This is a genomic window from Shinella fusca (assembly GCF_014203155.1).
GTDB lineage: Bacteria > Pseudomonadota > Alphaproteobacteria > Rhizobiales > Rhizobiaceae > Shinella > Shinella fusca.
Genome location: NZ_JACHIK010000010.1, coordinates 122,740 through 145,337 on the forward strand (window position 1 = coordinate 122,740; position 22,598 = coordinate 145,337).

At 66.5% G+C, this 22,598-nt stretch carries 20 protein-coding genes; 10 read left to right on the forward strand and 10 right to left on the reverse strand.

Annotated features, from left to right (window positions below; all coding sequences use genetic code 11):
• Nucleotides 1-93 precede the first annotated feature (93 nt).
• Nucleotides 94-1,545 (reverse strand): NCS1 family nucleobase:cation symporter-1, encoded by a 1,452-nt coding sequence (locus tag HNQ66_RS15355; RefSeq protein ID WP_184145042.1) that lies wholly within the window; start codon nucleotides 1,543-1,545, stop codon nucleotides 94-96.
• A 400-nt stretch (nucleotides 1,546-1,945) separates the two neighbouring features.
• On the opposite strand from HNQ66_RS15355, the gene gst reads away from it, so the two are divergent.
• The 6 genes from gst to HNQ66_RS15385 all read left to right on the forward strand — a co-directional run bounded on the left by gst (nucleotide 1,946) and on the right by HNQ66_RS15385 (nucleotide 7,601).
• Nucleotides 1,946-2,551 (forward strand): glutathione transferase, encoded by a 606-nt coding sequence (gene gst, locus HNQ66_RS15360; RefSeq protein WP_184145043.1) that lies wholly within the window; start codon nucleotides 1,946-1,948, stop codon nucleotides 2,549-2,551.
• Between the two features lie 123 nt (nucleotides 2,552-2,674).
• The gene (locus HNQ66_RS15365) at nucleotides 2,675-3,148 is read left to right on the forward strand and encodes a MarR family winged helix-turn-helix transcriptional regulator (protein ID WP_184145044.1); all 474 of its coding nucleotides are present in this window, start codon (nucleotides 2,675-2,677) and stop codon (nucleotides 3,146-3,148) included.
• A complete protein-coding gene (locus HNQ66_RS15370; RefSeq protein ID WP_184145045.1) occupies nucleotides 3,145-4,278 on the forward strand; it encodes an FUSC family protein in 1,134 nt (377 codons plus the stop codon). The genes HNQ66_RS15365 and HNQ66_RS15370 overlap by 4 nt, the downstream gene beginning before the upstream one ends.
• Nucleotides 4,279-4,392: 114 nt before the next feature.
• On the forward strand, nucleotides 4,393-4,854 hold the full coding sequence (locus tag HNQ66_RS15375) for a MarR family winged helix-turn-helix transcriptional regulator (protein ID WP_184145046.1): 462 nt from the start codon (nucleotides 4,393-4,395) through the stop codon (nucleotides 4,852-4,854).
• The gene (locus HNQ66_RS15380; RefSeq protein ID WP_184145047.1) at nucleotides 4,847-6,067 is read left to right on the forward strand and encodes an HlyD family secretion protein; all 1,221 of its coding nucleotides are present in this window, start codon (nucleotides 4,847-4,849) and stop codon (nucleotides 6,065-6,067) included. The genes HNQ66_RS15375 and HNQ66_RS15380 overlap by 8 nt, the downstream gene beginning before the upstream one ends.
• A complete protein-coding gene (locus HNQ66_RS15385) occupies nucleotides 6,060-7,601 on the forward strand; it encodes a DHA2 family efflux MFS transporter permease subunit (protein ID WP_184145048.1) in 1,542 nt (513 codons plus the stop codon). The genes HNQ66_RS15380 and HNQ66_RS15385 overlap by 8 nt, the downstream gene beginning before the upstream one ends.
• Nucleotides 7,602-7,608: 7 nt before the next feature.
• Here HNQ66_RS15385 and HNQ66_RS15390 read toward each other — a convergent pair whose 3' ends face one another.
• Nucleotides 7,609-9,096, reverse strand: coding sequence for an MDR family MFS transporter (locus HNQ66_RS15390; protein WP_184145049.1), 1,488 nt, complete (start codon nucleotides 9,094-9,096; stop codon nucleotides 7,609-7,611).
• Between the two features lie 192 nt (nucleotides 9,097-9,288).
• On the opposite strand from HNQ66_RS15390, the gene HNQ66_RS15395 reads away from it, so the two are divergent.
• Nucleotides 9,289-9,777 carry an RrF2 family transcriptional regulator gene (locus HNQ66_RS15395; protein WP_184145050.1) on the forward strand — a complete coding sequence of 163 codons (489 nt, stop codon included), beginning with the start codon at nucleotides 9,289-9,291 and terminating at the stop codon, nucleotides 9,775-9,777.
• 43 nt (nucleotides 9,778-9,820) lie between these two features.
• On the opposite strand, the gene HNQ66_RS15400 is transcribed toward HNQ66_RS15395, so the two are convergent.
• A complete protein-coding gene (locus HNQ66_RS15400) occupies nucleotides 9,821-10,300 on the reverse strand; it encodes a carboxymuconolactone decarboxylase family protein (RefSeq protein ID WP_184145051.1) in 480 nt (159 codons plus the stop codon).
• 264 nt (nucleotides 10,301-10,564) lie between these two features.
• On the opposite strand from HNQ66_RS15400, the gene HNQ66_RS15405 reads away from it, so the two are divergent.
• Complete coding sequence (locus HNQ66_RS15405) at nucleotides 10,565-11,065, forward strand: NUDIX domain-containing protein (RefSeq protein WP_184145092.1); 501 nt, start codon at nucleotides 10,565-10,567, stop codon at nucleotides 11,063-11,065.
• A gap of 9 nt (nucleotides 11,066-11,074) precedes the next feature.
• Here HNQ66_RS15405 and HNQ66_RS15410 read toward each other — a convergent pair whose 3' ends face one another.
• From HNQ66_RS15410 to HNQ66_RS15440, 7 genes are all read right to left on the reverse strand, one after another.
• Nucleotides 11,075-12,136 carry an SIS domain-containing protein gene (locus HNQ66_RS15410; RefSeq protein WP_184145052.1) on the reverse strand — a complete coding sequence of 354 codons (1,062 nt, stop codon included), beginning with the start codon at nucleotides 12,134-12,136 and terminating at the stop codon, nucleotides 11,075-11,077.
• A 61-nt stretch (nucleotides 12,137-12,197) separates the two neighbouring features.
• Complete coding sequence (locus HNQ66_RS15415; protein ID WP_184145093.1) at nucleotides 12,198-13,985, reverse strand: chloride channel protein; 1,788 nt, start codon at nucleotides 13,983-13,985, stop codon at nucleotides 12,198-12,200.
• 137 nt (nucleotides 13,986-14,122) lie between these two features.
• Nucleotides 14,123-15,172 (reverse strand): sn-glycerol-3-phosphate import ATP-binding protein UgpC, encoded by a 1,050-nt coding sequence (locus HNQ66_RS15420; RefSeq protein ID WP_184145053.1) that lies wholly within the window; start codon nucleotides 15,170-15,172, stop codon nucleotides 14,123-14,125.
• On the reverse strand, nucleotides 15,172-16,020 hold the full coding sequence (gene ugpE / locus HNQ66_RS15425; protein ID WP_184145054.1) for a sn-glycerol-3-phosphate ABC transporter permease UgpE: 849 nt from the start codon (nucleotides 16,018-16,020) through the stop codon (nucleotides 15,172-15,174). The genes HNQ66_RS15420 and ugpE overlap by 1 nt, the downstream gene beginning before the upstream one ends.
• A 9-nt stretch (nucleotides 16,021-16,029) precedes the next feature.
• Complete coding sequence (gene ugpA / locus HNQ66_RS15430) at nucleotides 16,030-16,911, reverse strand: sn-glycerol-3-phosphate ABC transporter permease UgpA (protein WP_184145055.1); 882 nt, start codon at nucleotides 16,909-16,911, stop codon at nucleotides 16,030-16,032.
• Nucleotides 16,912-16,975: 64 nt separating this feature from the next.
• A complete protein-coding gene (gene ugpB, locus HNQ66_RS15435) occupies nucleotides 16,976-18,280 on the reverse strand; it encodes a sn-glycerol-3-phosphate ABC transporter substrate-binding protein UgpB (protein ID WP_184145056.1) in 1,305 nt (434 codons plus the stop codon).
• Between the two features lie 262 nt (nucleotides 18,281-18,542).
• On the reverse strand, nucleotides 18,543-19,292 hold the full coding sequence (locus tag HNQ66_RS15440; protein WP_184145057.1) for an IclR family transcriptional regulator: 750 nt from the start codon (nucleotides 19,290-19,292) through the stop codon (nucleotides 18,543-18,545).
• A gap of 283 nt (nucleotides 19,293-19,575) precedes the next feature.
• Here HNQ66_RS15440 and HNQ66_RS15445 point away from each other — a divergent pair, with 283 nt between their 5' ends.
• Nucleotides 19,576-21,027: an APC family permease gene (locus HNQ66_RS15445; RefSeq protein ID WP_184145058.1), complete on the forward strand. Its 1,452-nt coding sequence runs from the start codon at nucleotides 19,576-19,578 to the stop codon at nucleotides 21,025-21,027.
• A gap of 48 nt (nucleotides 21,028-21,075) precedes the next feature.
• Complete coding sequence (locus HNQ66_RS15450) at nucleotides 21,076-22,554, forward strand: aldehyde dehydrogenase (protein ID WP_184145059.1); 1,479 nt, start codon at nucleotides 21,076-21,078, stop codon at nucleotides 22,552-22,554.
• Nucleotides 22,555-22,598 lie beyond the last annotated feature (44 nt).

Genomic DNA, 22,598 nt, shown 5'->3' on the forward strand with positions numbered 1-22,598 from the left:
CACGGAAAGCGGGAGAGGGAACATGAGCCTGTGGAAAGGCCCCGGCTGCGACGCATCCGGGGCCTCGGTTGTCGGCGGTTGCCGTGCGGCCGGTCAGGCCGGCAGGGGCTTGCCCATCTTGGCGGTGCGCAGGCCGTAATAGATCACGCCTGCGATGGCGACGCCGAAGAACCAGCCGTAGACGCCCCACCACGACGGCATGATGGACGTCAGGCCCGGCAGGATCGAGGAGAAGACGATGCCGATGCCGGCGGCGATCAGCGCGTTGACGTGCCAGCCGTTCTCGAAGCGGAACTCACCGTCTTCCCGGTAGAGCGCCTCGACGTTCACCCGGCCTTTGCGGATGAGGTAGTAGTCGACCATCATCACGCCGAAGATCGGGCCCATCGTGTTGCCGACCATGTTGACGAAGTGCGCCGCGCCGCCTTCCCACGGGGCGAAGGGGTAGAGCACGAGCGCGATCAGCGCCGCGATGTAGCCGCCCTTCTTGAAGTCGATGTGCTTGGGGAAGACGTTGGCGAAGTCGAAGGCCGGCGAGACGAAGTTGGCGACGACGTTGATGCCGAGCGTTGCCACCGCGAAGGTCACCGCGGCAAGCAGCGCCAGGAAGACGCTGTCGAACTTGGCCGAGATCTGGTCGGGGTAGAGCAGCACTTCGCCGTAGACGTTGTAGGCGGCGATGGTGGTCACGCCGGCGACCAGCGAGAACAGCACGAGGTTGACCGGCAGGCCCCACAGGTTGCCGACCGTCAGCGACCGTTCGCTCGGGCAATAGCGCGAGAAGTCGCAGAAATTGAGGTAGAGCGCCGAGAAATAGGTGACCCAGATCGCGGCGACCGCCGTGAGCGCGGCGAACGATCCCGGCGTGCCCGGCACGCCCGCGTCCTTGGTCTTGTCGAGCAGCACGTCCATCGGAATCGTGTGGCTGAAGGAGAAGCCGCCGGACTTGACGACGAGATAGACGGCGAGAAGCAGCATCATGATCCAGACGGCGGGCCCCGCCCAGTCCTGGAACTTGCGCACCGTCTCCATGCCGTTCTGGATGATCAGGAGCTGCAGGGCCCATACGATGATGTAGCAGATGAGCTCCAGCGTCGAATGGCCGAGCATGTGGCTCGACTGGTGGAACTGCAGGATGCTTTCGTTGCGGATGAGCAGCGCGACGATGGCACCCGAGGCGGCCGCCGTCTGCGCGCCATACCAGAAGCAGGCGACGATGGCGCGCACCAGCGCCGGGAAGTTCGCGCCCCAGATGCCGAAGGAGGCGCGGGCGAGGACCGGGAAGGGCACGCCCGTGCGCACGCCGGCAAGGCCGACCATGTGCATCAGGGCGAAAATGATCAGCGAGCCGATGCCGATGGCCACGATGAAGTTCAGGAAGCTCCCGCAGAACAGGAACAGGCTGGCGGCGAGGTAGTAGCCCCACAGGCTATGCACGTCCGACGTCCAGACGTTGAAGATCGAGAAGGCCCCCCAGTTGCGCACTTTCGCGGGCGCGAGGTCCTCGTTGTACAGTTGTGGCGATGCATCGAGTGGTAGCGTCATCCTTGTCCCCTCCCTGACGTGTTGAACACTATGGCGCGGAAGGTGAGCCCGCGGCCGTGAGGTGTCAATCTCGCCCGCGCTTCCCGCCGCGCGCCGCGCGTTGAGAAACGGGCCGGATTTTTGCCTTTTCGCAGATCGAATGGCGAACGAAAACATATGGTTGCAATGGACACTCCCTTGCCCGCCATGGGGAGGCTTTCGTTGAAAGCGAACAAGACTTTCAATTTTAGGAGTAAGATCTTTCGTGGAAAACCGGGGTAATTGCCTCCGGCCGCCGCCTTTCCGCGGGTTTCGGCACCGCGAGACGGCGGCCGTCTACACGAAGAAGTGTAGGTATCCGCGTTGCCGGGCGTGCGGGACTTGATAGAAGCCGGCCGTCATGACCCGATAGGAGACTTCCGTGAAATTGTACTATAAGCCCGGCGCCTGCTCGCTCGCGCCGCATATCGTCCTGAGCGAATCCGGTCTTGCCTATGAGCTGGAAGCCGTCGACCTGAAGACGAAGAAGACGGAGCACCAGGCCGATTACCTCGCGATCAATCCGCGCGGCGCCGTTCCCGCGCTCGAGGTCGAGCCGGGCGTCGTCGTCACCCAGAACGCGGCGATCCTGCAATATATCGGCGACCATTCCGACATCGCGGCCTTCAAGCCGGCCTATGGTTCGCTGGAGCGGGCGCGCCTTCAGGAAGCGCTCGGCTTCTGCTCGGACCTCCATGCCGCCTTCAGCGGCCTCTTCGCGCCCAACCTCGGCGAAGAGGCGAAGGCCGGCGTTCTCGCCAACATCAACCGCCGCATGGGGCAGCTCGAAGCCATGCTGCCGGAAGGGCAGCTCTATTGGCTCGGCGCGGAATTCACGCAGCCCGACGCCTATGCCTCGGTCGTCATCGGCTGGGGTGTCAGCCTCAAGATCGACCTGTCCGCCTATCCGAAGGCGCTGAAGCTGCGCGAGCGCGTCGTGGCGCGGCCGAAGGTGCAGGCCGCGTTCAGGGAAGAGAACCTTCTCTGAGAGAAGGAACGACGGGGCCGGGGACCGCAAGTCTCCGGCCTTTTTGTTTGGCGTGGGGAGAAGGCGCGGCACAGCAAAATGATTTGTATTGCAATTCAAATCATTTTGCTGTTTAACGGCTCCATGAACACGAAACCATCATCGCCCCGCGCCCGCTTCGGCATCCGTTTCTCCCTGCTCGCCCGCCGCTGGCGGCGTGCGCTCGACGAGCGCCTTGCCGAGGCCGGCCTGTCGGACGCCACCTGGGCGCCGCTGATCCATCTTCAGGAAACCGGCGGCGGCGTGACGCAGAAGGAGCTTGCCGCGCTGGTCGGCATCGACGGCTCCAGCCTCGTGCGCCTGCTCGATATCCTCTGCCGGCAGGGGCTGGCCGAGCGGCGCGTCGACGAGAACGACAGCCGTGCCCGGCTGATCTTCCTCACCGAAGACGGCGAGAAGCGGGTCGCCGCGATCCGCCGGGAGCTGGCCAGGGGCGAGGAGGAGATGCTGGCCGATATTTCGGACGCCGACATCGCGGCCATGCTGCGGCATTTCGAGAAGATCGAGGAGCGCCTTGCCGCCATGCAGGTGCGCCGCCGCAAGGAGACGTCGAAATGAGCGCGCAGGGCCCATCGAGCGCGGCATTTCCCGCCCGGCGGATCGACGCCGCGCGCCACCTGCTGCAGCCGCGGCAGTTCCGCGAAAGCATGGCGCTCTCGGCCCAGCAGGCCTGGCGCAATTCGGCGCTTGCCGGGTTGCAGGCGGCCCTCACGGCGCTGGTGGCGCTGCCGCTCGTCCATCTCTCCCCCTGGCCGCATCTCATCGGCTTCGCCTCGCTGGGGGCGCTCGTCGCCCTGTTCGGCCGCTTCGCGCCGCGCGGCGGGCGAGGCCGCGTCGTGCTGCAATGCGCCTTCTGGCAGGTTGCCGCCGTGCTGGTCATGTCGCTGGCGGCGTGGTCGGGACTGCCGGTCGTAGGCCAGCTTCTCCTGCTGGCGCTTTTGTCCGGCCTGTTCTTCTTCGTCGTCGCCACGGGCCGGTTCGGCCCGCCGGGGGCGCTCATCTTCGTCTTCGCGGCCGGCGCCTCCATGGGACATGCGGCCCCGGGAGCGGAGGTCGCCGAACGCGCGCTCGCCACCGCCGCCGTCGCGGCATTGGCCTGGCTCATCTGCAGCGCCACGGAAATCTTCCGCCGCAAGGCCGGCGGGGAGGGCGTGCCTGCGCCCGAACCGCTGCGGCCGGCAAGCCACAGGGCGATTGCCGGCCTGCGCATCGCGCTCGGCTCCCTGGTCGCGGCCCTTGCCGCCCATGCCCTCGGCGCGGCCCATCCCGCCTGGGCGGTTCTCGGGGCGATGGTCGTCATGCAGGGTCCGCACCTGCACATCAGCATGAACCGGGCCCTCCAGCGCACGCTCGGCACGGCGATCGGCGCCGTCCTCGTCTGGCTGATCCTGCAGCAGGCGCCCTCGCTCTTTACGGTGATCGCGCTGCTCGCCGGCCTGCAATTCGCCACCGAGATGATCATCGGCGCCAACTATGCGCTGGGGCAGATCCTCGTGACGCCGATGGCGCTGCTCATGAGCTACCTTGCCGCGCCCCACGCCGCCGGGCTGGCGATGGTGCCGGAACGCGTGCTCGACACGCTCCTCGGCGCGGCCATCGGCATTGCGCTTGCCGTCGTCTGCTCGAGCCTCGACGACCGCCGCCATCTTGCCGGGCACCAGATGCGCCGCGCCGCCGGCACGGGCTGAGCCGCCGTTATCCTCCCAGTAACCGATGAACGAAACCGGGCCGGCGCATATTGCGCGGCCCGGTTTTGTGTGCTAAACAACCATATTATTAGGGCGCTAATGATAATCGCATCTATGAGTTCCACACAGTCTCTCTCCCTCCTCGCCGATATCGGCCGCTTGGTACGCAAGCGCTTCGAGCAACGGGCCCAGAGCCTCGGCCTGACGCGCGTGCAATGGCGCACGCTCGCCTACCTGTCGAAGAACGAGGGCATTCATCAGGGCGGGCTGGCGGAGCTCCTGGAAATCGAGCCGATCACGCTGGTGCGCGTTCTCGACAAGCTCGGCGAGCGCGGCTTCGTCGAGCGCCGGCGCCATCCGACCGACCGGCGCATCTGGCTTCTCTACCTGCGCGAAGAGGTGCGCCCGCTCCTCGACGAGATTCACGCCCTGGCCGATGCGACGCGCGCCGAGGCGTTGAAGGACATTGCGGACGAACGGCTGGAAGAAACCTTCACCGTCCTTTCCGAGATCAAGAACAACCTCGTGCTGGCGTGCGAGGCCCCCATTGCCGAACAAGAGCGAAAGCATGACTGACAAACCCAATTTCCGTGTCATTTCCGATGATGAGAACGCTGCCGACGAGAGCGAAGCCCTCGATTTGCAGGAGACCGTTGCCGAGGCCCCGTCCCCGGTTTCCGCCGCCGCTGCCGCCGAAGCGACACCCGTTGCCGTCCGGCCGCGCCGCCGGCGCCCGCTTGCGCGCCCGGTGCTCTTCGCCCTCCTGCCCGTCGCCCTCGTCGTCGGCGGCTACTATTACGTCACCGGCGGGCAGGTCATGTCGACCGACAACGCCTATATCCAGGCGGACATGGTGGGCATCGCCACGGACGTCTCCGGCATCGTCGAGCGCATCGACGTGCACGAGAACGAGACGATCAAGGCCGGGCAGGAGCTCTTCAGCCTGCGGCCCGATGCGTTCCGGATCAAGCTCGACGGCGCCAAGGCCCAGCTCGGCATCCAGCGCAACCAGATCGAGAACCTGAAGGCGAGCTACCGCCAGTCGCTGGCCGAGATCACCCAGGCCGAGGCGGACCTGCCCTATTACCAGGCGCAGTTCGACCGCCAGCAGAACCTCGTGACGAACGGCGGGGCGGCCCGCTCGGCCTATGACGAGGCCAAGCACAACCTCGATGCCGCACGGCAGAAGGTGGCGGTCAGCAAGGCGGAAGCGGCGGCGACCCTCGCCCAGCTCGGCGGCGACGCCGACCAGCCGGTCGAGCAGAACCCGCTCTATCTCCAGGCGAAGTCCGATGTCGACAATGCCGAGCGCGAACTCGACCACACCGTCGTGCGCGCGCCCTTCGACGGCGTCGTGACCAATGTCAGCGCCCTGCAGGTCGGCTCCTACCTCCAGGCCTCGCAGCAGGCCTTCTCGCTGGTCTCGACCCATCACCTGTGGATCGCCGCGAGCCCCAAGGAGACCGAGCTGACCTACGTCAAGCCCGGCCAGGAGGCGACCATCTCCGTCGATGCCTATCCGGGTGTCACCTGGAAGGGCAAGGTCGAGAGCATCAGCCCTGCCTCCGGCTCGTCCTTCTCGCTGCTGCCGGCGCAGAACACCACCGGCAACTGGGTCAAGGTCGTCCAGCGCATTCCCATGCGCGTCAGCATCGAGGAGAGCGCGGACAAGCCGCCGCTGCGCGTCGGCATGAGCACCGTCGTCGATGTCGAGACCGGCCACGCCCGCGGCCTGCCGGATTCCCTCCAGTCCCTCCTGGACCGTTTCACCGGCAAGACCCATGGCTAGTTCCGCCGCTTCCCCGGCGGTGACGGTCGCCAATCGCGGCGCCATCACCGCCTGCGTCATCCTTGCCGTCATCATGCAGGCGCTGGACACGACCATCGCCAATGTCGCGCTGCCCTATATCCAGGGCAGCGTTTCCGCCTCGGCGGACCAGATCAACTGGGTCCTGACCTCCTATATCGTGGCGGCCGCGATCATGACGCCGCCGTCGGGCTTCCTTGCGGCGAAGTTCGGCCGCAAGCGCGTGCTGCTGGCGGCGATCGCCGGCTTCGTCGGCGCGTCGGTCCTCTGCGGGCTTGCGCAGTCGCTGAACCAGATCGTCGCCTTCCGCCTCTTGCAGGGCCTGTTCGGCGCCTCGCTCGTGCCGCTGTCGCAGAGCATTCTCCTCGACATCTACACCGTCGAGGAGCGCGGCTCGGCCATGGCGCTGTTCGGCGTCTCGGTCATGGTCGGCCCGGTCCTCGGGCCGGTGCTCGGCGGCTGGCTGACGGACAACATAAGCTGGCGCTGGGTCTTCTACATCAACGTGCCGATCGGCGCGCTCGCCTTCATGGGCATCGTCGTCTTCGTCGGCGAGACCAAGCGGGATGCGCTGGCCAAGCTCGACTGGTTCGGCTTCGCCCTGATGAGCCTGTTCATCGCCGCGCTCCAGCTCTTCCTCGACCGCGGCGAGCAGCTCGACTGGTTCTCCTCCGGCGAGATCATGATCGAGGCGATCGTCTGCGCCGCGGCCTTCTATCTCCTGCTGGTGCACACGCTGACGAGCGAGAAGTCCTTCGTCAATCCAAGGCTCTTCCTCGACCAGAACTTCACGATCAGCATGATCTTCATCTTCGTGATCGGCATCACCTACCTTGCCTCGCTGGCGCTGATGACGCCCTATCTGCAGACCCTGATGGGCTATCCGGTGATCACGGCGGGCATCGTCATGGGCCCGCGCGGCCTCGGCACGATGCTGTGCATGTTCATCGTCGGGCGGCTGATCGGCAAGGTGGATTCCCGCTGGCTGCTGGCGCTCGGCCTCGGGCTCACCGCCTGGGCGATGTACGACATGACGAGCTGGACGCCGGACATCTCGCAATGGACGATCGTCTCGGTCGGCTTCATCCAGGGCGCCGGGCTCGGCTTCCTCTTCGTGCCGCTGACGACGATGGCCTTCTCGACCCTTCCCGCCCACATGCGCGGGGACGGCACCGGCCTCTACAACCTCTCGCGCAACATCGGCTCGTCCGTCGGCATCTCCGTGGTGACGGCGCTGATCGTCGAGAACACGCAGAGCAACCACGAGTCCATCGCCGCCTATGTGACGCCGTTCAACCGCGCCTTCGACGCGGTGGCGGCGCAGGGCCTCAGCCCGCTGACGGCGGCCGGACGCGCCGCGCTCAACGACGTCATCACGCTGCAATCGACGATCATCGCCTATATGGACGATTTCAAGCTGCTGATGCTGATGTCGCTTGCCGTCATGCCGCTCGTCCTTCTCTTGAAGAAGCCGCAGGCGGCACCGGCGATGGACCACAGCGCCGTCATGGAGTGACGCAGCGTCACTCCATGATCGGCGGGATCTCCGTCTCGCGGCCGCGCAGCGGCTTTTCCGGCATGAGCTGGAAGAGCACGAGCGCCACCGCCGTCGAGGCGGCGCAGGCGATGAAGATATAGGTGAAGGCCGTTGCCGAGGCGGCGCTGGCCCCGACGGCCGCCGCCGCCAGGTGCTCGCCGCCGAGCGGCAGGCCGTTGCCAAGCGCGATGGCGCCGAGCAGCGCCACGCTGAGGGCGCCGCCGAGCGAGCGCAGGAAGGTGAGCGCGCCGGTGGCGACGCCGAGATGGGCCTGGTCCACCGCGTTCTGCACCGAGACGGTGGCGACCGGGAACGTCATGCCCGAGCCGAAGCCGGTGCCGAAGATCAGGAGCTCCAGCGAGAACAGCGACGTCCGCCCCGAAAGGAAGGCCAGCGCGATCAGGCAAAGCACGCTGAAGAGGCCGCCGGCGACGGCGAGCCGCTTGTAGTGGGTGACATGCGGGATCGTCCGCCCGCTGGTCGTCGCGCCGAACACGGTGCCGAGCAGCAGGCCGAGCATGACGAAGCCGGAACTGCCGGCCGTAAGCCCGTGGAACGCTTGCCCGTAGACCGGGATATAGACCGAGAGGCCGATACCGGCCGTCTGCCCCATGAACATGGCGAGCGTACCGTAGCGCACGATGGGATTGCCGAGCACTTCCAGCGAGATCAGCGGCTCGTCGGCGTGGCGCAGGCGGAAGGCGAAGAGAAGCCAGAAGACGGCCGAGCAGCCGAGCAGGCCGAGAATGGCGGGCGACAGCCAGTCGTATCGGCTGCCGCCCCAGTTGAGGGCGAGCAGCAGGAGCGCGGTGGCGGTCACCAGCAGGGCCGCGCCCGCGCCGTCGATGCTGTGCGAGCGCGCGACGGCCGGCAGCTTCTTCAGCGGGTTGTTGATGATCGCCAGCGCCGCAAGCCCCAGCGGGATGTTGATCCAGAAGATCAGCGACCAGTGGAGATGCTCGGCGAAGGTGCCGCCCAGTAGCGGCCCGGCGACGCTCGCCACGGCCCAGGTGCCGGAGATCCACGCGGCATAGCGCGCCCGCTCGCGCGGCGGCACGAGGTCGCCGATCACCGTCTGCGAGAGCGCGAACAGCCCGCCGCCGCCGAGGCCCTGCACCGCGCGGCCGATGATGAGCGTCAGCATGTTGGGCGCGAGCGCGCTCACCAGCGAGCCGGCGAGGAAGATGATGATGGCCGCGAAGATGGTCGAGCGGCGGCCGTAGACGTCGGATATCTTGCCGTAGAGCGGCGCCATCGCCGTCGCGGTCAGGAGATAGCCCGTCACGACCCAGGGCAGGTAGTCGGCATGGCCGAGCGCCTTGCCGATGGTCGGCATGGCGGGCGCCACGATGGTCTGGTCGAGCGCGGCCAGCAGCATGGACAGGAGAACGCCGCCTATGATGACGTTCTTTTCCGGGTCCGACAGGGCGAAGGCCGTCGCCGCGGGTCCGTTCGCACGGGGTGTCTCATCCATTCGCTTGGGTCCGATTGCAGGTGTTGCGCATTGCGCACAGGAGGTGAGATGGGCAGGTATCAAGATAATCAACCCGCGTCACGCCTCTTTTCTGCCCGCCAGGCAGGCTCGCGCCCCCGTAACGGGGAATTGTCCGTTTACAGGGCTTTCCAATACGGATATCGTTTATCCTTATTGGATGGGCAAGGTTGAATGATCCTCAAGAGCCAAGTCGAATGGGCGCTGCACTGTTGCGCCATTCTTGCCGGACTTCCGGACGGCCGCTACCTTTCCACCAAGGCGCTTGCCGAGTTCCACGGGCTGCCGAAGGAATACCTCTCCAAGGCGCTGCAGAGCCTTTCGCAGGCGCGGCTGGTGGATTCGACGCTGGGGCCGAGCGGCGGCTACCGGCTGTCGCGCCCGCCGGCCGAGATCACCTTCCTCGACGTGGTCGAGGCGGTGGAGGGCAAGGAGCGCTCCTTCGTCTGCAACAACATCCGCGCCAACAATCCGTGCCGGCCGGAAGGCTATTGCGATGCGGGCCCCTGCGCCATCGCCCGCATCATGTGGGATGCGGACGAAGCATGGCGGGCGAGCCTGCGCGCCGTCACGCTCGCCATGCTCGTGCAAAGCCTGGAGAAGGACGTCCCGCCGGCGCTCTGGCGGGAGAGCTTCGAATGGGTGATGAAGCGGGTCGGCTGAGCCGCCGACCCGGCTGCCCGCTATTTTCGGGCGGCGGCGGGTCTCAGTTGAGGCCGGCCTTGTCGAGGCCGTAGAGCTTGTCGGCCGAGCCCGGCACCGACTTGAAGGCGATGGCGAGGCGGTTCCAGGCATTGATGGTCATGATCGAGAAGGTGAGGTCGGAAACCTCCTTCTCGGAGAGCTGGCCGCGCACGCGCTCGTAGAGCTCGTCCGCAATGCCGCCTTCCGGCAGCCGGGTCACCGCCTCGGTCCAGGCAAGGCACGCGCGCTCGCGGGGATCGAAGAGGTTGGATTCGCGCCAGATGGCGACATGGTAGAGGCGCAGCTCGCTCTCGCCGTGGATCTTGGCTTCCTTGACATGCATGTCGAGGCAGAAGGCGCAGCCGTTGAGCTGCGAGGCGCGGATGTTCACGAGATCGCGGATACCCTGCTCGATGAGGCTGTCCTTCAGCGCCATGCTGAGCTCGGAGATCTTCTTGAAGAATTCCGGCGATTGCTGCGGGTAGTTCAGGCGTTGGGTCATGTCCGTCTCCTTTATTAAGGATATAGTTTATCCTTATGGATATTTAATATCCTTAATTGCGGGATTGTAAAGCCGAAATGCCCGGACCCGGTGCATAAGGTCTCCCCGGCGGCGGTTTTCCATGCGCGAAACCGGGGGCAGGGGTGCTTCGTGGACGATCCTTGCCGCTTGGAACTTGTCCTTTTGCGCGTCGTTGGCGTATGAGCGGCAAGGGGACTATCGGGGTGGAATCGGCATCGCCCCGCAGACGAGGAGCGGAGAGCAATCAAGAAGGCGAAGGCGCATAAGGCCGAAAAACCGAAGACGATCCTGCAGAAGCTGGCCGCAACCCCCGAAAAGCTGTTTTCGGGGGCTTTCCGCCAGCAATATGCCGCCTTGTGCTTTCGCCCCGCAGAAGACGGGCCGGGCATCGAGATCCTCGTGGTCACTTCGCGCGACAGCGGGCGCTGGATCATCCCCAAGGGCTGGCCGATGAAGGGCAAGGAGCCTTACGAGGCGGCCGCCATCGAGGCCCGGCAGGAGGCCGGCGTCAGCGGAAAGGTCCGCAAGAAACCCGTCGGAAGCTACACCTACCTGAAGCTGATGGACGACGGCGAGGTCGTGCCCTGCGTCGTCGACGTCTTCCAGGTCGAGGCGACGCGGCTTGCCGGGAAGTTCAAGGAGAAGGGCGAGCGCGTCCTCGCCTGGGTCACCCCGGACGAAGCGGCGCGCCGCGTCCGCGAGGTCGAGCTGAAATCGCTGCTCGTCGAGTTCCGGCCGCGCTGAGGCGCCGCCTCACTCGATCACGGTCACCTTCGAGCCGTTGAGGAATTTCGCGGGCTCGTATCCGCGGGCGATCGCCATCGGCACCATGAGAAGCTGGATCGGAAGGATCTCCAGCACCGGCAGCAGCCCCTCGGCAACGGCCGGCAGGGTGAGGAGCATGCCGGCATCCGCCGCGCCGTCCGCGGCCCCTTCGGGCGCGATCGTCAGGCTGGCGCCGCCGAAGCGGTGGATGTCCGCGACGGTCCGCATGTTGAGGTCGCGCGTTGCCGCCTCGCCGCCCATGAAGAAGACGCTGCGGAAGCCTTCGCGCACCAGTTCCAGCGGTCCGTGGCGGAACTGCCCGCCGGAGAGCGCCTGCGTCGGGGCCTTGGCCGCCTCGGCGGTGACGAGCGCCGCCATCATCGCGCTGCCGTAGCTGCCGCCGCGGCCGATGAAGGTGAGCGGCCTTTCGTGGCCGAGGAAGGCCAGCATGGCATCGAGCCGGGCCGGCAGGTCGGCAAGGACGTTTCCGGCGGCATCGGCCAGCGCCTCGATCTCGCCGGCCAGCGCCTCGCTATCGCGGCCGAGAAGCAATTGCTCGAAGAGATAGAGGGCCGCAAGGCCCGCCGTATAGGTCTTGGTCGAGACGGTCTGTTCCGGCCCGGCCTCCGTGGCGAGCGCCAGCGAAGCCCAGCGCGACAGCGTGTTGTCGGGCGTGTTGGTGACGGCGACGCGTGCGGCCGCCCCGCCCTCGATTTCCGTCATGCGGCGCAGCTCCACGCTTTCCCCGGACTGGGAGACGGCGATGATGAGCGTTCCCTTCCGCAGCACGCCGGGGGTCTGCTGGATGAGCTCGGACGTATCCCAGAGCGAGACGGGGACGGACAGTCCCTCGCTCAGCCGCAGCCAGGTCCCGTAGGCGCTGAACAGCGAGCCACCCATGCCGGTGATGAGGACATGGCCGATCTCGCCGCGGCCGATGGCGCTGCGGATCGCCTGCACCTCGGCGGCAAGGCGCGGCGTCAGGAGGCCGGCAAGCTTGCGGATGGCCGCCGGCTGTTCGGCGATTTCGGCGAGATAGGACTGGGACATCGGTTTCCTCGTTCGTCGGGCAGGGCGTGGCCCCGCCGATCATAGGCATTTGCGCCGTAACTCATAGCTCGCCGGAAATTTCCCGGCGGTTGCGGTCGAGCTCTTCGCTGTAGCGGCGCAGCGTGTGGCTTTCCGTGAGAAGCCCGATCACCTTCTGGCCGATCATGTCCGAGACGACGGCGAGCGCTTCGCTCTCGGTCTCGTCGAAGAGCGCGACGGCCTGCTTGGCGTTCATGGTGGGCAGGAGGATGTCGTTGCGGTGCCTGGCGAAGGAGCGGATGGAGGCGCCCTCGTTCTCGCCCTCGACGAGGTTGCCGTGCACGTCCGGCACGAGGACGATGCCGGCATATTTGCCGTTCTCGTCCACGAGGATGACGCGTTGCGTGGAGCCGATGGGGAACTTCGCGCGGAAATCCTTCACCGACATGTCGGCGGCCGCGGTGCGCACGTCCGCGCGCATCAGCTTGTCGACGGTGAGGTTGCGGATCCAGCCGACGTCGTGCGCGCTGCGGATCGTCTCGCCGCGCAGGTGGAAGCGCCAGGTGGCGAAGGAGTAGCCGAAGAGCGTGCGCACGATGAAGGAGGAGGTGATGACGGCGGCGAGCACCAGCACGGTCATCGGGAAGTCGCCGGTGATCTCCAGCGCGAGGAAGGTCATGGTCAGCGGCCCGCCGATCACCGCGACGGCAAGCGAGCTCATGCCGACGACCGCATAGCTTGCCGGCGCGAGCGCGGCATGGCCGATGAAGGGCGCGGCGAAGGCGAAGAGCTTGCCGAGAAGCGCGCCCATGAAAAGCGAGGCGAAGAACAGGCCGCCGCGAAAGCCCGAGCCGATGGAGACCGCCGAGGCCGTGGCCTTCAGCAGGAAGAGGACGAGCAGGCCCGCCATCGACACGTCGGTCTCCAGGTTGACGTGCAGCGCGCCGTGCCCGCCGGAAAGCACCTGCGGGCTGATCATCGCCAGCAGCCCGACGATCGTTCCGCCGATGGCGGGGCGCACATAGCCGGGGATCGAGCTCTTGCGCGCCGTCTCCTCCACGAAGGCGACGGCCTGCATGAGCAGGATGCCGACGCCGCCGCACACGATGCCGAGCAGCAGCGCCGGCACATAGTCGGCCGGCACCACGCTGCCGATGCTGCCGACGTCGATGCCGGCGTCGCTGGCCGCGAGCAGCCGGGCGACGAGGTTGGCGATGAGGGCGGAGACGACGACGGGCGTCAGCGAGGCGATCGTATAGGCCCCGATGATCAGCTCGAAGGCGTAGAAGGCGCCCGTCAGCGGCGCGTTGAAGGCGGCGGCGATGGCCCCTGCCGCCCCGCAGCCGACGAGGATGCGCATGTCGGCGCGGCGCAGCTTCAGCTTGCTGCCGAATTTCGAGGCGATGCCGGAGGCGACCTGCGTATAGCCGGCTTCGAGGCCCACCGAGGCGCCGAAGCCGTTCGACACGATGTTCTGCACGGCGACGATCAGGCTGTCCGTCAGCGACAGGCGCCCGCCATGCAGGGCGTTCGCCTCGATGGGGTCGACGAGCGGGCGCTTGCGCCAGCGGGCGAGCACGAAGAGGAGGACGCCGAGCAGCATGCCGCCGGCAATCGGCGCGGCAAGCAGCAGGATCCTGTCGTCGACGGTCGCCCCGCTCAGCCGCTCGTCCGGCTCCAGCCCGAAGATCAGGGCGTGCATGGTGCGGGTGACGTAGGTCATGGCCGAGACGGAGAGCCCCGCCGCGACACCCACCAGCGCGCCGGCCAGCATCAGGCCGAACTCGCTGCGCCGCGGCAGGGTGCGCATCAGTTCCAGGCTCAGGAAGCGGTAGAGCACCGAGGGGCGCAGCTTGTGCAGGCGCTTCATCGTGCCGGGAAACCGGGGTGTATTCTGTGCCATGATGCCTTCCGGGCGAATGCGCGACGGGTCATGGGGGGATTTAGCCGCCACGGGAAGACTGTCAAAGAAAATCTGCGCGCGGGCGGCGGTTTTGGCCGATACGCCTATGCGTGGCGCCTGCCGTCCGCGTCGAACATGTGGAGCGCGTCGGCGCTCGCGCCCACCGTCACCTCGTCGCCGATCTCGCTGCGGCTGCGGCCGGAAACGCGGAAGACGAGGGGCGTGCCGTCGGCAAGCCTGCCGTGCAGCAGGCTTTCCGCCCCGACGAGCTCGATGCCGTCGATATGCGCCGTCGCCTGGAAGGCGAAGGGCCTGCCGTCCGGCGGGGCAAGGTGCAGGTCCTCCGGGCGCACGCCGAGCATGTAGCGCCCCTCCGGCCGCGGCACGTCGGCGGAGAGCGACCAGCCGGAGGACGTGTCCGTGCCTTCCAGGAGGTTCATGGAGGGCGAGCCGATGAAGGTGGCGACGAAGGTGGTGGCGGGCTTCTCGTAGAGCTCCAGCGGCGTTCCCACCTGCTCGATGCGGCCGGCATTGACGACGACCAGCCGGTCGGCGAGCGTCATCGCCTCCATCTGGTCGTGGGTGACGTAGACGCTGGTGGTGCCAAGCGCGCGCTGCAGGCGCTTGATCTCGATGCGCATCTGCCCGCGCAGCTTGGCGTCGAGGTTGGAGAGCGGCTCGTCGAAGAGGAAGGCGGCCGGCTCGCGCACGATGGCCCGGCCCATGGCCACGCGCTGGCGCTGGCCGCCGGAAAGCTGGCGCGGCTTGCGGTCGAGATATTGCGCGATCTCCAGCGTCTTCGACGTCTCGGCGATGCGCCGCTCGATCTCGGCCGGCGGCGTGTTGCGGTTCTTCAGGCCATAGGCGAGGTTCTGGCGCACCGTCATGTGCGGGTAGAGCGCATAGTTCTGGAACACCATGGCGATGTCGCGCTCGGCCGGCTCCACGTCGTTGACCCGGCGCGAGCCGATCAGGATGTCGCCGCCGGTAATGCCCTCCAGCCCGGCGATCATGCGCAGCAGCGTGGACTTGCCGCAGCCCGACGGGCCGACGAGGACGACGAATTCGCCGTCGGCGATGTCGAGCGAGACGCCCTTGATCGCCTCCACGGTGCCATAGGACTTGCGGACGTTGTTGAGGGTGATCTCAGCCATTACTTCTCGGTCTCCACAAGGCCTTTGACGAACCAGCGCTGCATCAGCACCACGACGACGATGGGGGGGATGATCGCGAGGATCGCGGTCACCATGACATAGTTCCAGGGCGTGGAGGCATCGGCGAAATCCACCATGCGTTTCAGCCCGATGACGATGGTGTTCATCTTCGCGTCGTTCGTCACCAGCAGCGGCCAGAGATACTGCGTCCAGCCGTAGATGAAGAGGATGACGAAGAGCGCGGCGATGTTCGTCGCCGAAAGCGGCAGCAGGATATCGCGCATGAAGCGGAAGGGCCCGGCATTGTCGATGCGCGCGGCCTCCACCAGCTCGCCCGGGATCGTCAGGAAGAACTGCCGGAAGAGGAAGGTCGCCGTCGCCGACGCCATCAGCGGCAGGGTGAGGCCGGCATAGGTGTCGATCATGCCGAGGTCGACGATGACCTTGTAGGTCGGCAGGATGCGCACCTCCACCGGCAGCATGAGCGTGACGAAGATCATCCAGAAGAACAGCATCTTCAGCGGAAAGCGGAAGAAGACGATGGCGAAGGCCGACAGGAACGAGATGGCGATCTTGCCGATGGCGATGGCGAGCGCCACGACCGTCGAGTTGAACAGAAGCCGCTCGAGGCTGACGCCGACGACGCGCTCGACGCCGCCGCCGATCGCCTCGCCGTAGTTCTCGACAAGGGCGCTGCCGGGCAGCAGCGACATCGGCGGGCGCACGATCTCGATCGACGTGTGGGTCGAGGCGATGAACGTGTAGTAGATGGGAAGGGCGACGACCAGGATGCCGATGACGAGCACCAGGTGGCTGACCAGCGTGGAGATGGGGCGGTTCTCGATCATGGGCGGGCCTCAGGAATAGTGGACCCGCTTCTCGACGAAGCGGAACTGGAAGGCGGTGAGCGCGATGACGATGATCATCAGGATCACCGACTGGGCGGCCGAGCCGCCGAGGTCGAGATTGACGAAGCCGTCGTTGTAGACCTTGTAGACCAGCGTCTCGGTGGCCTTGGCCGGCCCGCCGCCGGTGACGGCATGGATGATGCCGAACGTATCGAAGAAGGCGTAGACCGTGTTGACGACGAGCAGGAAGAAGGTCGTCGGCGCCAGGAGCGGGAAGACGATGGTCCAGAAGCGCTTGGCCCCGCGCGCCCCGTCGATGGCGGCCGCCTCGATCAGCGATTTCGGGATCGCCTGCAGGCCGGCGACGAAGAACAGGAAATTGTAGCTGATCTGCTTCCAGGCGGCCGCGATGATCACCATCGTCATGGCCTGGTTGCCGTTGAGAAGCGGATCCCAGTGGAAGCCGTTGCGCCGCAGGATATAGGCGAAGGTGCCCATGGCCGGATTGAACATGAAGAGCCACAGCATGCCGGCGATGGCCGGGGCGACCGCATAGGGCCAGATGAGGAGCGTGCGGTAGATGTTGCGCCCGCGCACGACCCGCTCGGCCGATGTCGCCAGAAGCAGCGCCACCGCCATCGAGAGGAGCGCCGTCGCAAGGCTGAACACCACCGTCACCTTCAGCGAGTGCAGGTAATCCGGATTGGAGAGGATGGCCCGGAAGTTGGCGAGCCCCACGAAGCCCGACCTCAGCCCGAACGGGTCTTCCCGGAGGACCGATTGATAGAGCGCCTGGCTGGCCGGCCAGAAGAAGAACACGACGGTCAGCACGATCTGCGGGGTCAGCAGAAGATACGGCAGGACCTTGTTGGGAAAGACGACAGACTGCATGGCGTTCCCCTTCCGGAAAGGACGGTCCCGCGCCGCCGGGCGGCGCGGGTTATGGACGGGAGGATTACTTGCCGATGGCGGCGGCGATGGCGGCGTTCGCCTTCTGCACGCCCTCGGTCAGGGCAGCCTTGGCATCCTTCTGGCCGGCGAGCATCGCTTCGAATTCCTCGTTGAGGATGTCGCGGACCTGCGGCAGGTTGACGAGGCGCACGCCCTTGGAATTCTCGGTCGGAGCCTTGCCCATCATCTGCTGGATCGGCGTCTCGCGGCCCGGGTTCTTGTCGTAGAAGCCGGACTTCTTGGTCTCCTCGTAGGCGGCCATCGTCACCGGCAGGTAGCCCGAGACCTCGTGCAGGCGGACCTGGATGTCCGTGCGCGAGAGGAAGTGGAAGAACTCGGCGATGCCCTTGTATTCCGCATCGCTCTTGCCGGCGAAGACCCAGAGGCTGGCGCCGCCCGGAATGGTGTTCTGCGGGCCGTGGCCTTCGTAATAGGGCAACTGGCCGACGCCGTAGTTGACGCCCGACTTGACGATGTCGCCGAGGCCGCCGGAGGATTCCGTCAGGATCGCGCATTCGCCCGACATGAAGAGCTGCTTGGCTTCCGAGGTGCGCCCGCCGTAGCGGAACGTGCCATCCTTGCTGAGGTCGGCGATCGCCTGGAAGTGATCGACATAGATCGGCGCGTCGATCTTCAGTTCGACGTCGAGGCCGGCAAGGCCGTTCTCGTTGGTGCCGTAGGGCACGTTGTTCCAGGCGGCGAAGTTCTCGGTCTGGATCCAGGTCAGCCAGGTCGAGGTGAAGCCGCAATTGGCCGCGCCGCTCGTCTTGATCTTCCTGGCGGCCTCGAAGACCTCCGGCCAGGTCTTCGGCGGGTTCTCGGCGTCGAGACCGGCCTTCTTGAAGGCGTCCTTGTTGTAATAGAGGATCGGCGAGGACGAGTTGAACGGGAAGGACAGCATGGTGCCGTCCGGCTTGGAATAATAGGCGACGATGCCCGGCAGGTAGTCGTCCTTCTTGAACTCGTAGCCGCCCTTCTGGAGCACGTCGGCCACCGGCATCATCGCGCCCTCGGCGCCCAGCATCACGCCGCTGCCGGCGTCGAACACCTGGAGGATCGCCGGCGCCTGCTTGGCGCGGAAGGCGGCGATGCCGGCGTTCAGGGCTTCGGGGTAGCTGCCCTTGTAGACGGGCACGACCTTGTATTCGCTCTGGCTCTCGTTGAATTCCTTGGCGAGCTGTTCGACCGCCTCGTTGTTGGCGCCGGTCATGGCGTGCCACCAGGCAAGCTCCGTGGCGGCGAAGGCGTTGGATGCGGCGAAGAACGAAAGCGCAGATGTGGCCGCAAGGGTCCAGGTGAAGCGTGTCATGGTGATTCCTCCCATTTTTATCACGGCAAAAGGCAGTCCTCGAATGCGCCCGACCCTCCTTGATCGCACGCACCTGGCTTTCGTGGCGAAAGCGAACGAATTAAAAGCGAACTTTTATGAACGTGCAAGGGAAAATGGAATGCGGAGATCGAAAATTTAGGAATATGGAATTTCTGTTTCATTTATGGGCAGCACATTCCGTACGTCCGCCTGATCGGACGCGCCGGCCGATCTCAACGCGCAAGGCGCGGAATGGTTCCGCTCAACGTTTCGTGCCGTAGTATTTTTCCGCGATGGCGCTGGCGGCGGCCGCGGTCCTCTCGCCGATGTCGAGGATCTTCGCCGAATCGGCGCGGGCAATGGGCGCGGCGACGGCAAGCGCGCCGACCGGCCGGCCGTTCGGCGCGACGATCGGCGCGGCGGCGCTGATGACGCCCGTCTCGAAGCCCTGCCGGTTGACGGAGAAGCCGCGCGCTGCGGTTTCGGCAAGGAGCGTGCGCACCGCATCCGCGTCGATGACGGTCTCCGGGGAGAAGCGCTGCAGCGGCCGGGCGAGCGCGCGGCCGGCTTCCGCCTTCGGCAGGAAGGCGAGGAAGGCAAGGCCCGAGGCGGTGGCGTGCAGGGGCAGGGTGGCGCCGACATCGACGATCACGCGATGGGCTTGCGTGGAATCCTCCACATGGATGGTCGCAAGCCGCCCGCCGGCAAATTCCGACAGGTGCACCGTCTCGCCCACCGCGTCGGCCAGTGCCTTGACGAAGGGCGCGGCGACGCTGGCGAAGGGAAAGCGCGCCTGGCGGATGCGCGCGAGCCGCACGGGCGCGGCGCCCAGCCGGTACTTGCGCGTCTCGCCGTCCTGTTCCACGAAGCCGTATTTCTCCAGCTCCACCAGGAAGCGCCGCGTCGTCGCCTTGTCGAGGGCGCTAAGGCGCGCAAGGTCGCTGAGGCCGATGTCCCTGTCGAGCTCGCAGAGGGAATCGAGGAGGGCGAGGGCTTTTCCGATGGTGCTCATGCGTCTCTTCCAGGCGTGATGGACGGGGCTTTGAAGCCCCGGTTTCTCCGGGCCGTTCCCGTCGCCGCGCGCATGCTCCTGTTTTCCCGCATCCCGAAAGATACTTAACATGAGAAATAACTTGACGCCGGAAATGGCTTTTGCAAATCTATAGTTAAAATAGAGGTTCAAATAATGAACCGCAAGCGGAATATCTGAATGGGAACCGCCGGCCGCGTCGTGGCCGGCTGAGGAGAGGCGGCAGCCGCGGGACGGCCGTGCCGCCATGGATGGGAGAACGATCATGACAGACCAGACCGCGCCGCTCGGCGGCGCGAACCAGCTTCGCAAGAACAGCCTCGGCGTCGGGGCGGTGACATTCCTCGTCGTCTCGGCCGCAGCGCCCCTGACGGCGGTTGCCGGCGGCGTGCCGCTGTCCATGCTGCTCGGCAACGGGCCGGGCATTCCGCTGACCTTCGCCTTCGTGACGACGGTGCTGCTGCTCTTCGCCGTCGGCTATGTCGCCATGGCCCGCCACATCAGCAATGCGGGCGCCTTCTACGCCTATACGGCGCAGGGCCTCGGCGGCCTTGCCGGCGGGGCGGCGGCGCTCATCGCGATCCTCGCCTACAACGCAATGCAGATCGGCGTCTTCGGCCTCTTCGGCGCGGCCACGTCCGGCTTCTTCGCAGGCTACGGGCTCGACCTGCCCTGGTGGGTGTGGACCTATGTCGGCATCGCGCTCGTCGCCGTCTTCGGCTATCGCCGGGTGGATTTCTCCGCCCGCGTGCTCGCCGTGCTGGTGATCCTCGAATATCTCGTCGTGCTGGTCATCGACGCGGCCATCCTCATGAAGGGCGGCGACAGCGGCCTTTCGGCCGCGCCCTTCACGCCGACGGCCTTCCTTTCGGGCACGCCGGCCATCGGCATCCTGTTCTGCTTTGCCGCCTTCATCGGCTTCGAGGCGACGACCATCTACAGCGAGGAGGCCCGCGAGCCGGCCAAGACCGTGCCGCGCGCCACCTATATCTCCGTGCTCATCATCGGCCTCTTCTACATGCTGACCTCCTGGCTGATGGTCAACGGCGCGGGCGTCGACAAGCTGGTGCCGGAACTGCAGGGCCTTGCCGATCCGACGACCTTCCTCTTCGGCCTTGCGGACCGCTATGTCGGCGGCGGCATCACCACCGTCATGGGCCTGCTCTTCGTCACCAGCCTCTTTGCCGGCGTCGTCGCCTTCCACAACGGGGTCGCGCGCTACTTCTACGTCGCCGGCCGCGAGGGCCTGCTGCCGAAGGCGCTCGGCGTCACCCATCCGGTGTTCCAGAGCCCGCATGTCGGCTCGGTCGTCCAGACGGTCATCGCCGTTCTCGTCGTCGGCCTCTTCGCCGCCACGGGGCAGGATCCGGTGCTGGCGCTGTTCTCCTGGCTCACCAATGTCGGCACGCTGGCGATCATCCTTCTGATGGCGCTGACGGCCTTCTCCATCGTCGCCTTCTTCGGCCGCAATCCGGGCCTTGAGGGCAACAAGCTGGTGACGACGGTGCTGCCGGTGGTGACGGGCCTCATCCTTCTGGCGCTGGTGTTCTATATTGCCACCAATTTCGGCGCGCTCGCCGGAGCGGAAGGGGCGCTCGCCCTCTTCCTGCCGGGCCTCGTGCTGATCGCCGCCGTCATCGGCCTCCTGTGCGCCCTGCGCCTGAAGGCCGGCGATGCCGTCGCCTTCGCCCGGCTCGGCGTCGGCCGCGAAGTCTGAGACAATGGGGTGGCGCTCCGGCGCCACCCGTCCTTTCGAGGGAAGACCATGCAGGAAAAGATCGAAGCGCTCCGCAACCGCGTCATCGCCCCGCAGGCGCTGTTCATCGACGGCGCCTTCCGCGAGGCCGAAAGTGGGGCAACGCTCGACGTCGTCTCGCCCATCGACGGGCGGCGCCTGACGACGATTGCCGATGCCGGCGCGGCGGATGTCGAGCGGGCGGTGAAGGCCGCCCGCGCCGCCTTCGAGAAGGGCCGCTGGGCGAAGGCCGCGCCCGCCGAGCGCAAGAAGGTGCTGCTGAGGATCGCCGAGCTGATCGAGAAACACGCGCTGGAGCTTGCCGTGCTCGGCGTGCGCGACAACGGCACGGAAATTGCCATGGCGCTGAAGGCCGAGCCTGGCAGCGCCGCCGGCAGCTTCCGCTATTATGCCGAGGCGATCGACAAGGTCTATGGCGAGATCGCGCCGACCGCGGGCGACATCCTCGGTCTCGTCCACCGCGAGCCGGTCGGCGTCGTCGGCGCCATCGTGCCGTGGAACTTCCCGCTGATGATCGGCGCGTGGAAGATCGCCCCGGCGCTCGCCGCCGGCAATTCCGTCGTACTGAAGCCGGCCGAGGCCGCCTCGCTCTCGCTGCTGCGGCTCGCCGAACTCTGCGCCGAGGCCGGGCTTCCCGAAGGCGTCTTCAACGTCGTCACCGGCCGCGGCGCGGTCACCGGCGAGGCGATGGGCCTCCATCCCGATATCGACGTGCTGGTCTTCACCGGCTCCGGCCCGGTCGGCCGGCGGCTTCTCGAATATTCCGCGCGCTCCAACCTCAAGCGCGTCTATCTCGAACTCGGCGGCAAGTCGCCGAACGTCGTCTTCGCCGACGCGCCGGATCTCGACAGGGCTGCGAAGGTCTCGGCCTACGGCATCTTCCGCAATTCCGGCCAGGTCTGCGTCGCCGGTTCGCGCCTCCTCGTCGAGCGCTCCATCGCCGGGGAATTTTCCGAAAAGGTGGCCGGCATCGCCGCCGCCATGAAGGTCGGCGATCCGCTGCTGCTCACCACCGAGGCCGGCGCCGTCTCCAGCGAGGCGCAGCTTGCCAAGGACCTCGGCTTTGCCGAGCAGGCGCTTTGCGAGGGTGCGCGGCTGCGCACCGGCGGCCGGCGCATCCTCGCCGAGACCGGCGGCTTCTACATGGAGCCGACCGTCTTCGACGTGACGCCCGGCATGACGCTCGCCCGCGAGGAGGTTTTCGGCCCGATCCTCTCGATCATTCCCTTCGACGGGGAGGAGGAGGCGCTGCGGATCGCCAACGGCACGGATTACGGCCTTGCCTCCGCCGTCTGGACGTCCAACCTGTCGCGCGCCCACCGCATGGTGCGCGGCATCCGCGCCGGCGTGGTCCATGTCAACACCTATGGCGGGGCGGACAATACGGTGCCGCTCGGCGGCGTCGGCCAGTCCGGCAACGGCCACGACAAGTCGCTTCACGCGCTCGAAAAATACCTCGACCTGAAGACGGCGTGGATCCAGCTCTGAGGCTGTGATGGTTCATTATATGATCCGTTGCTTCAAATATAGGA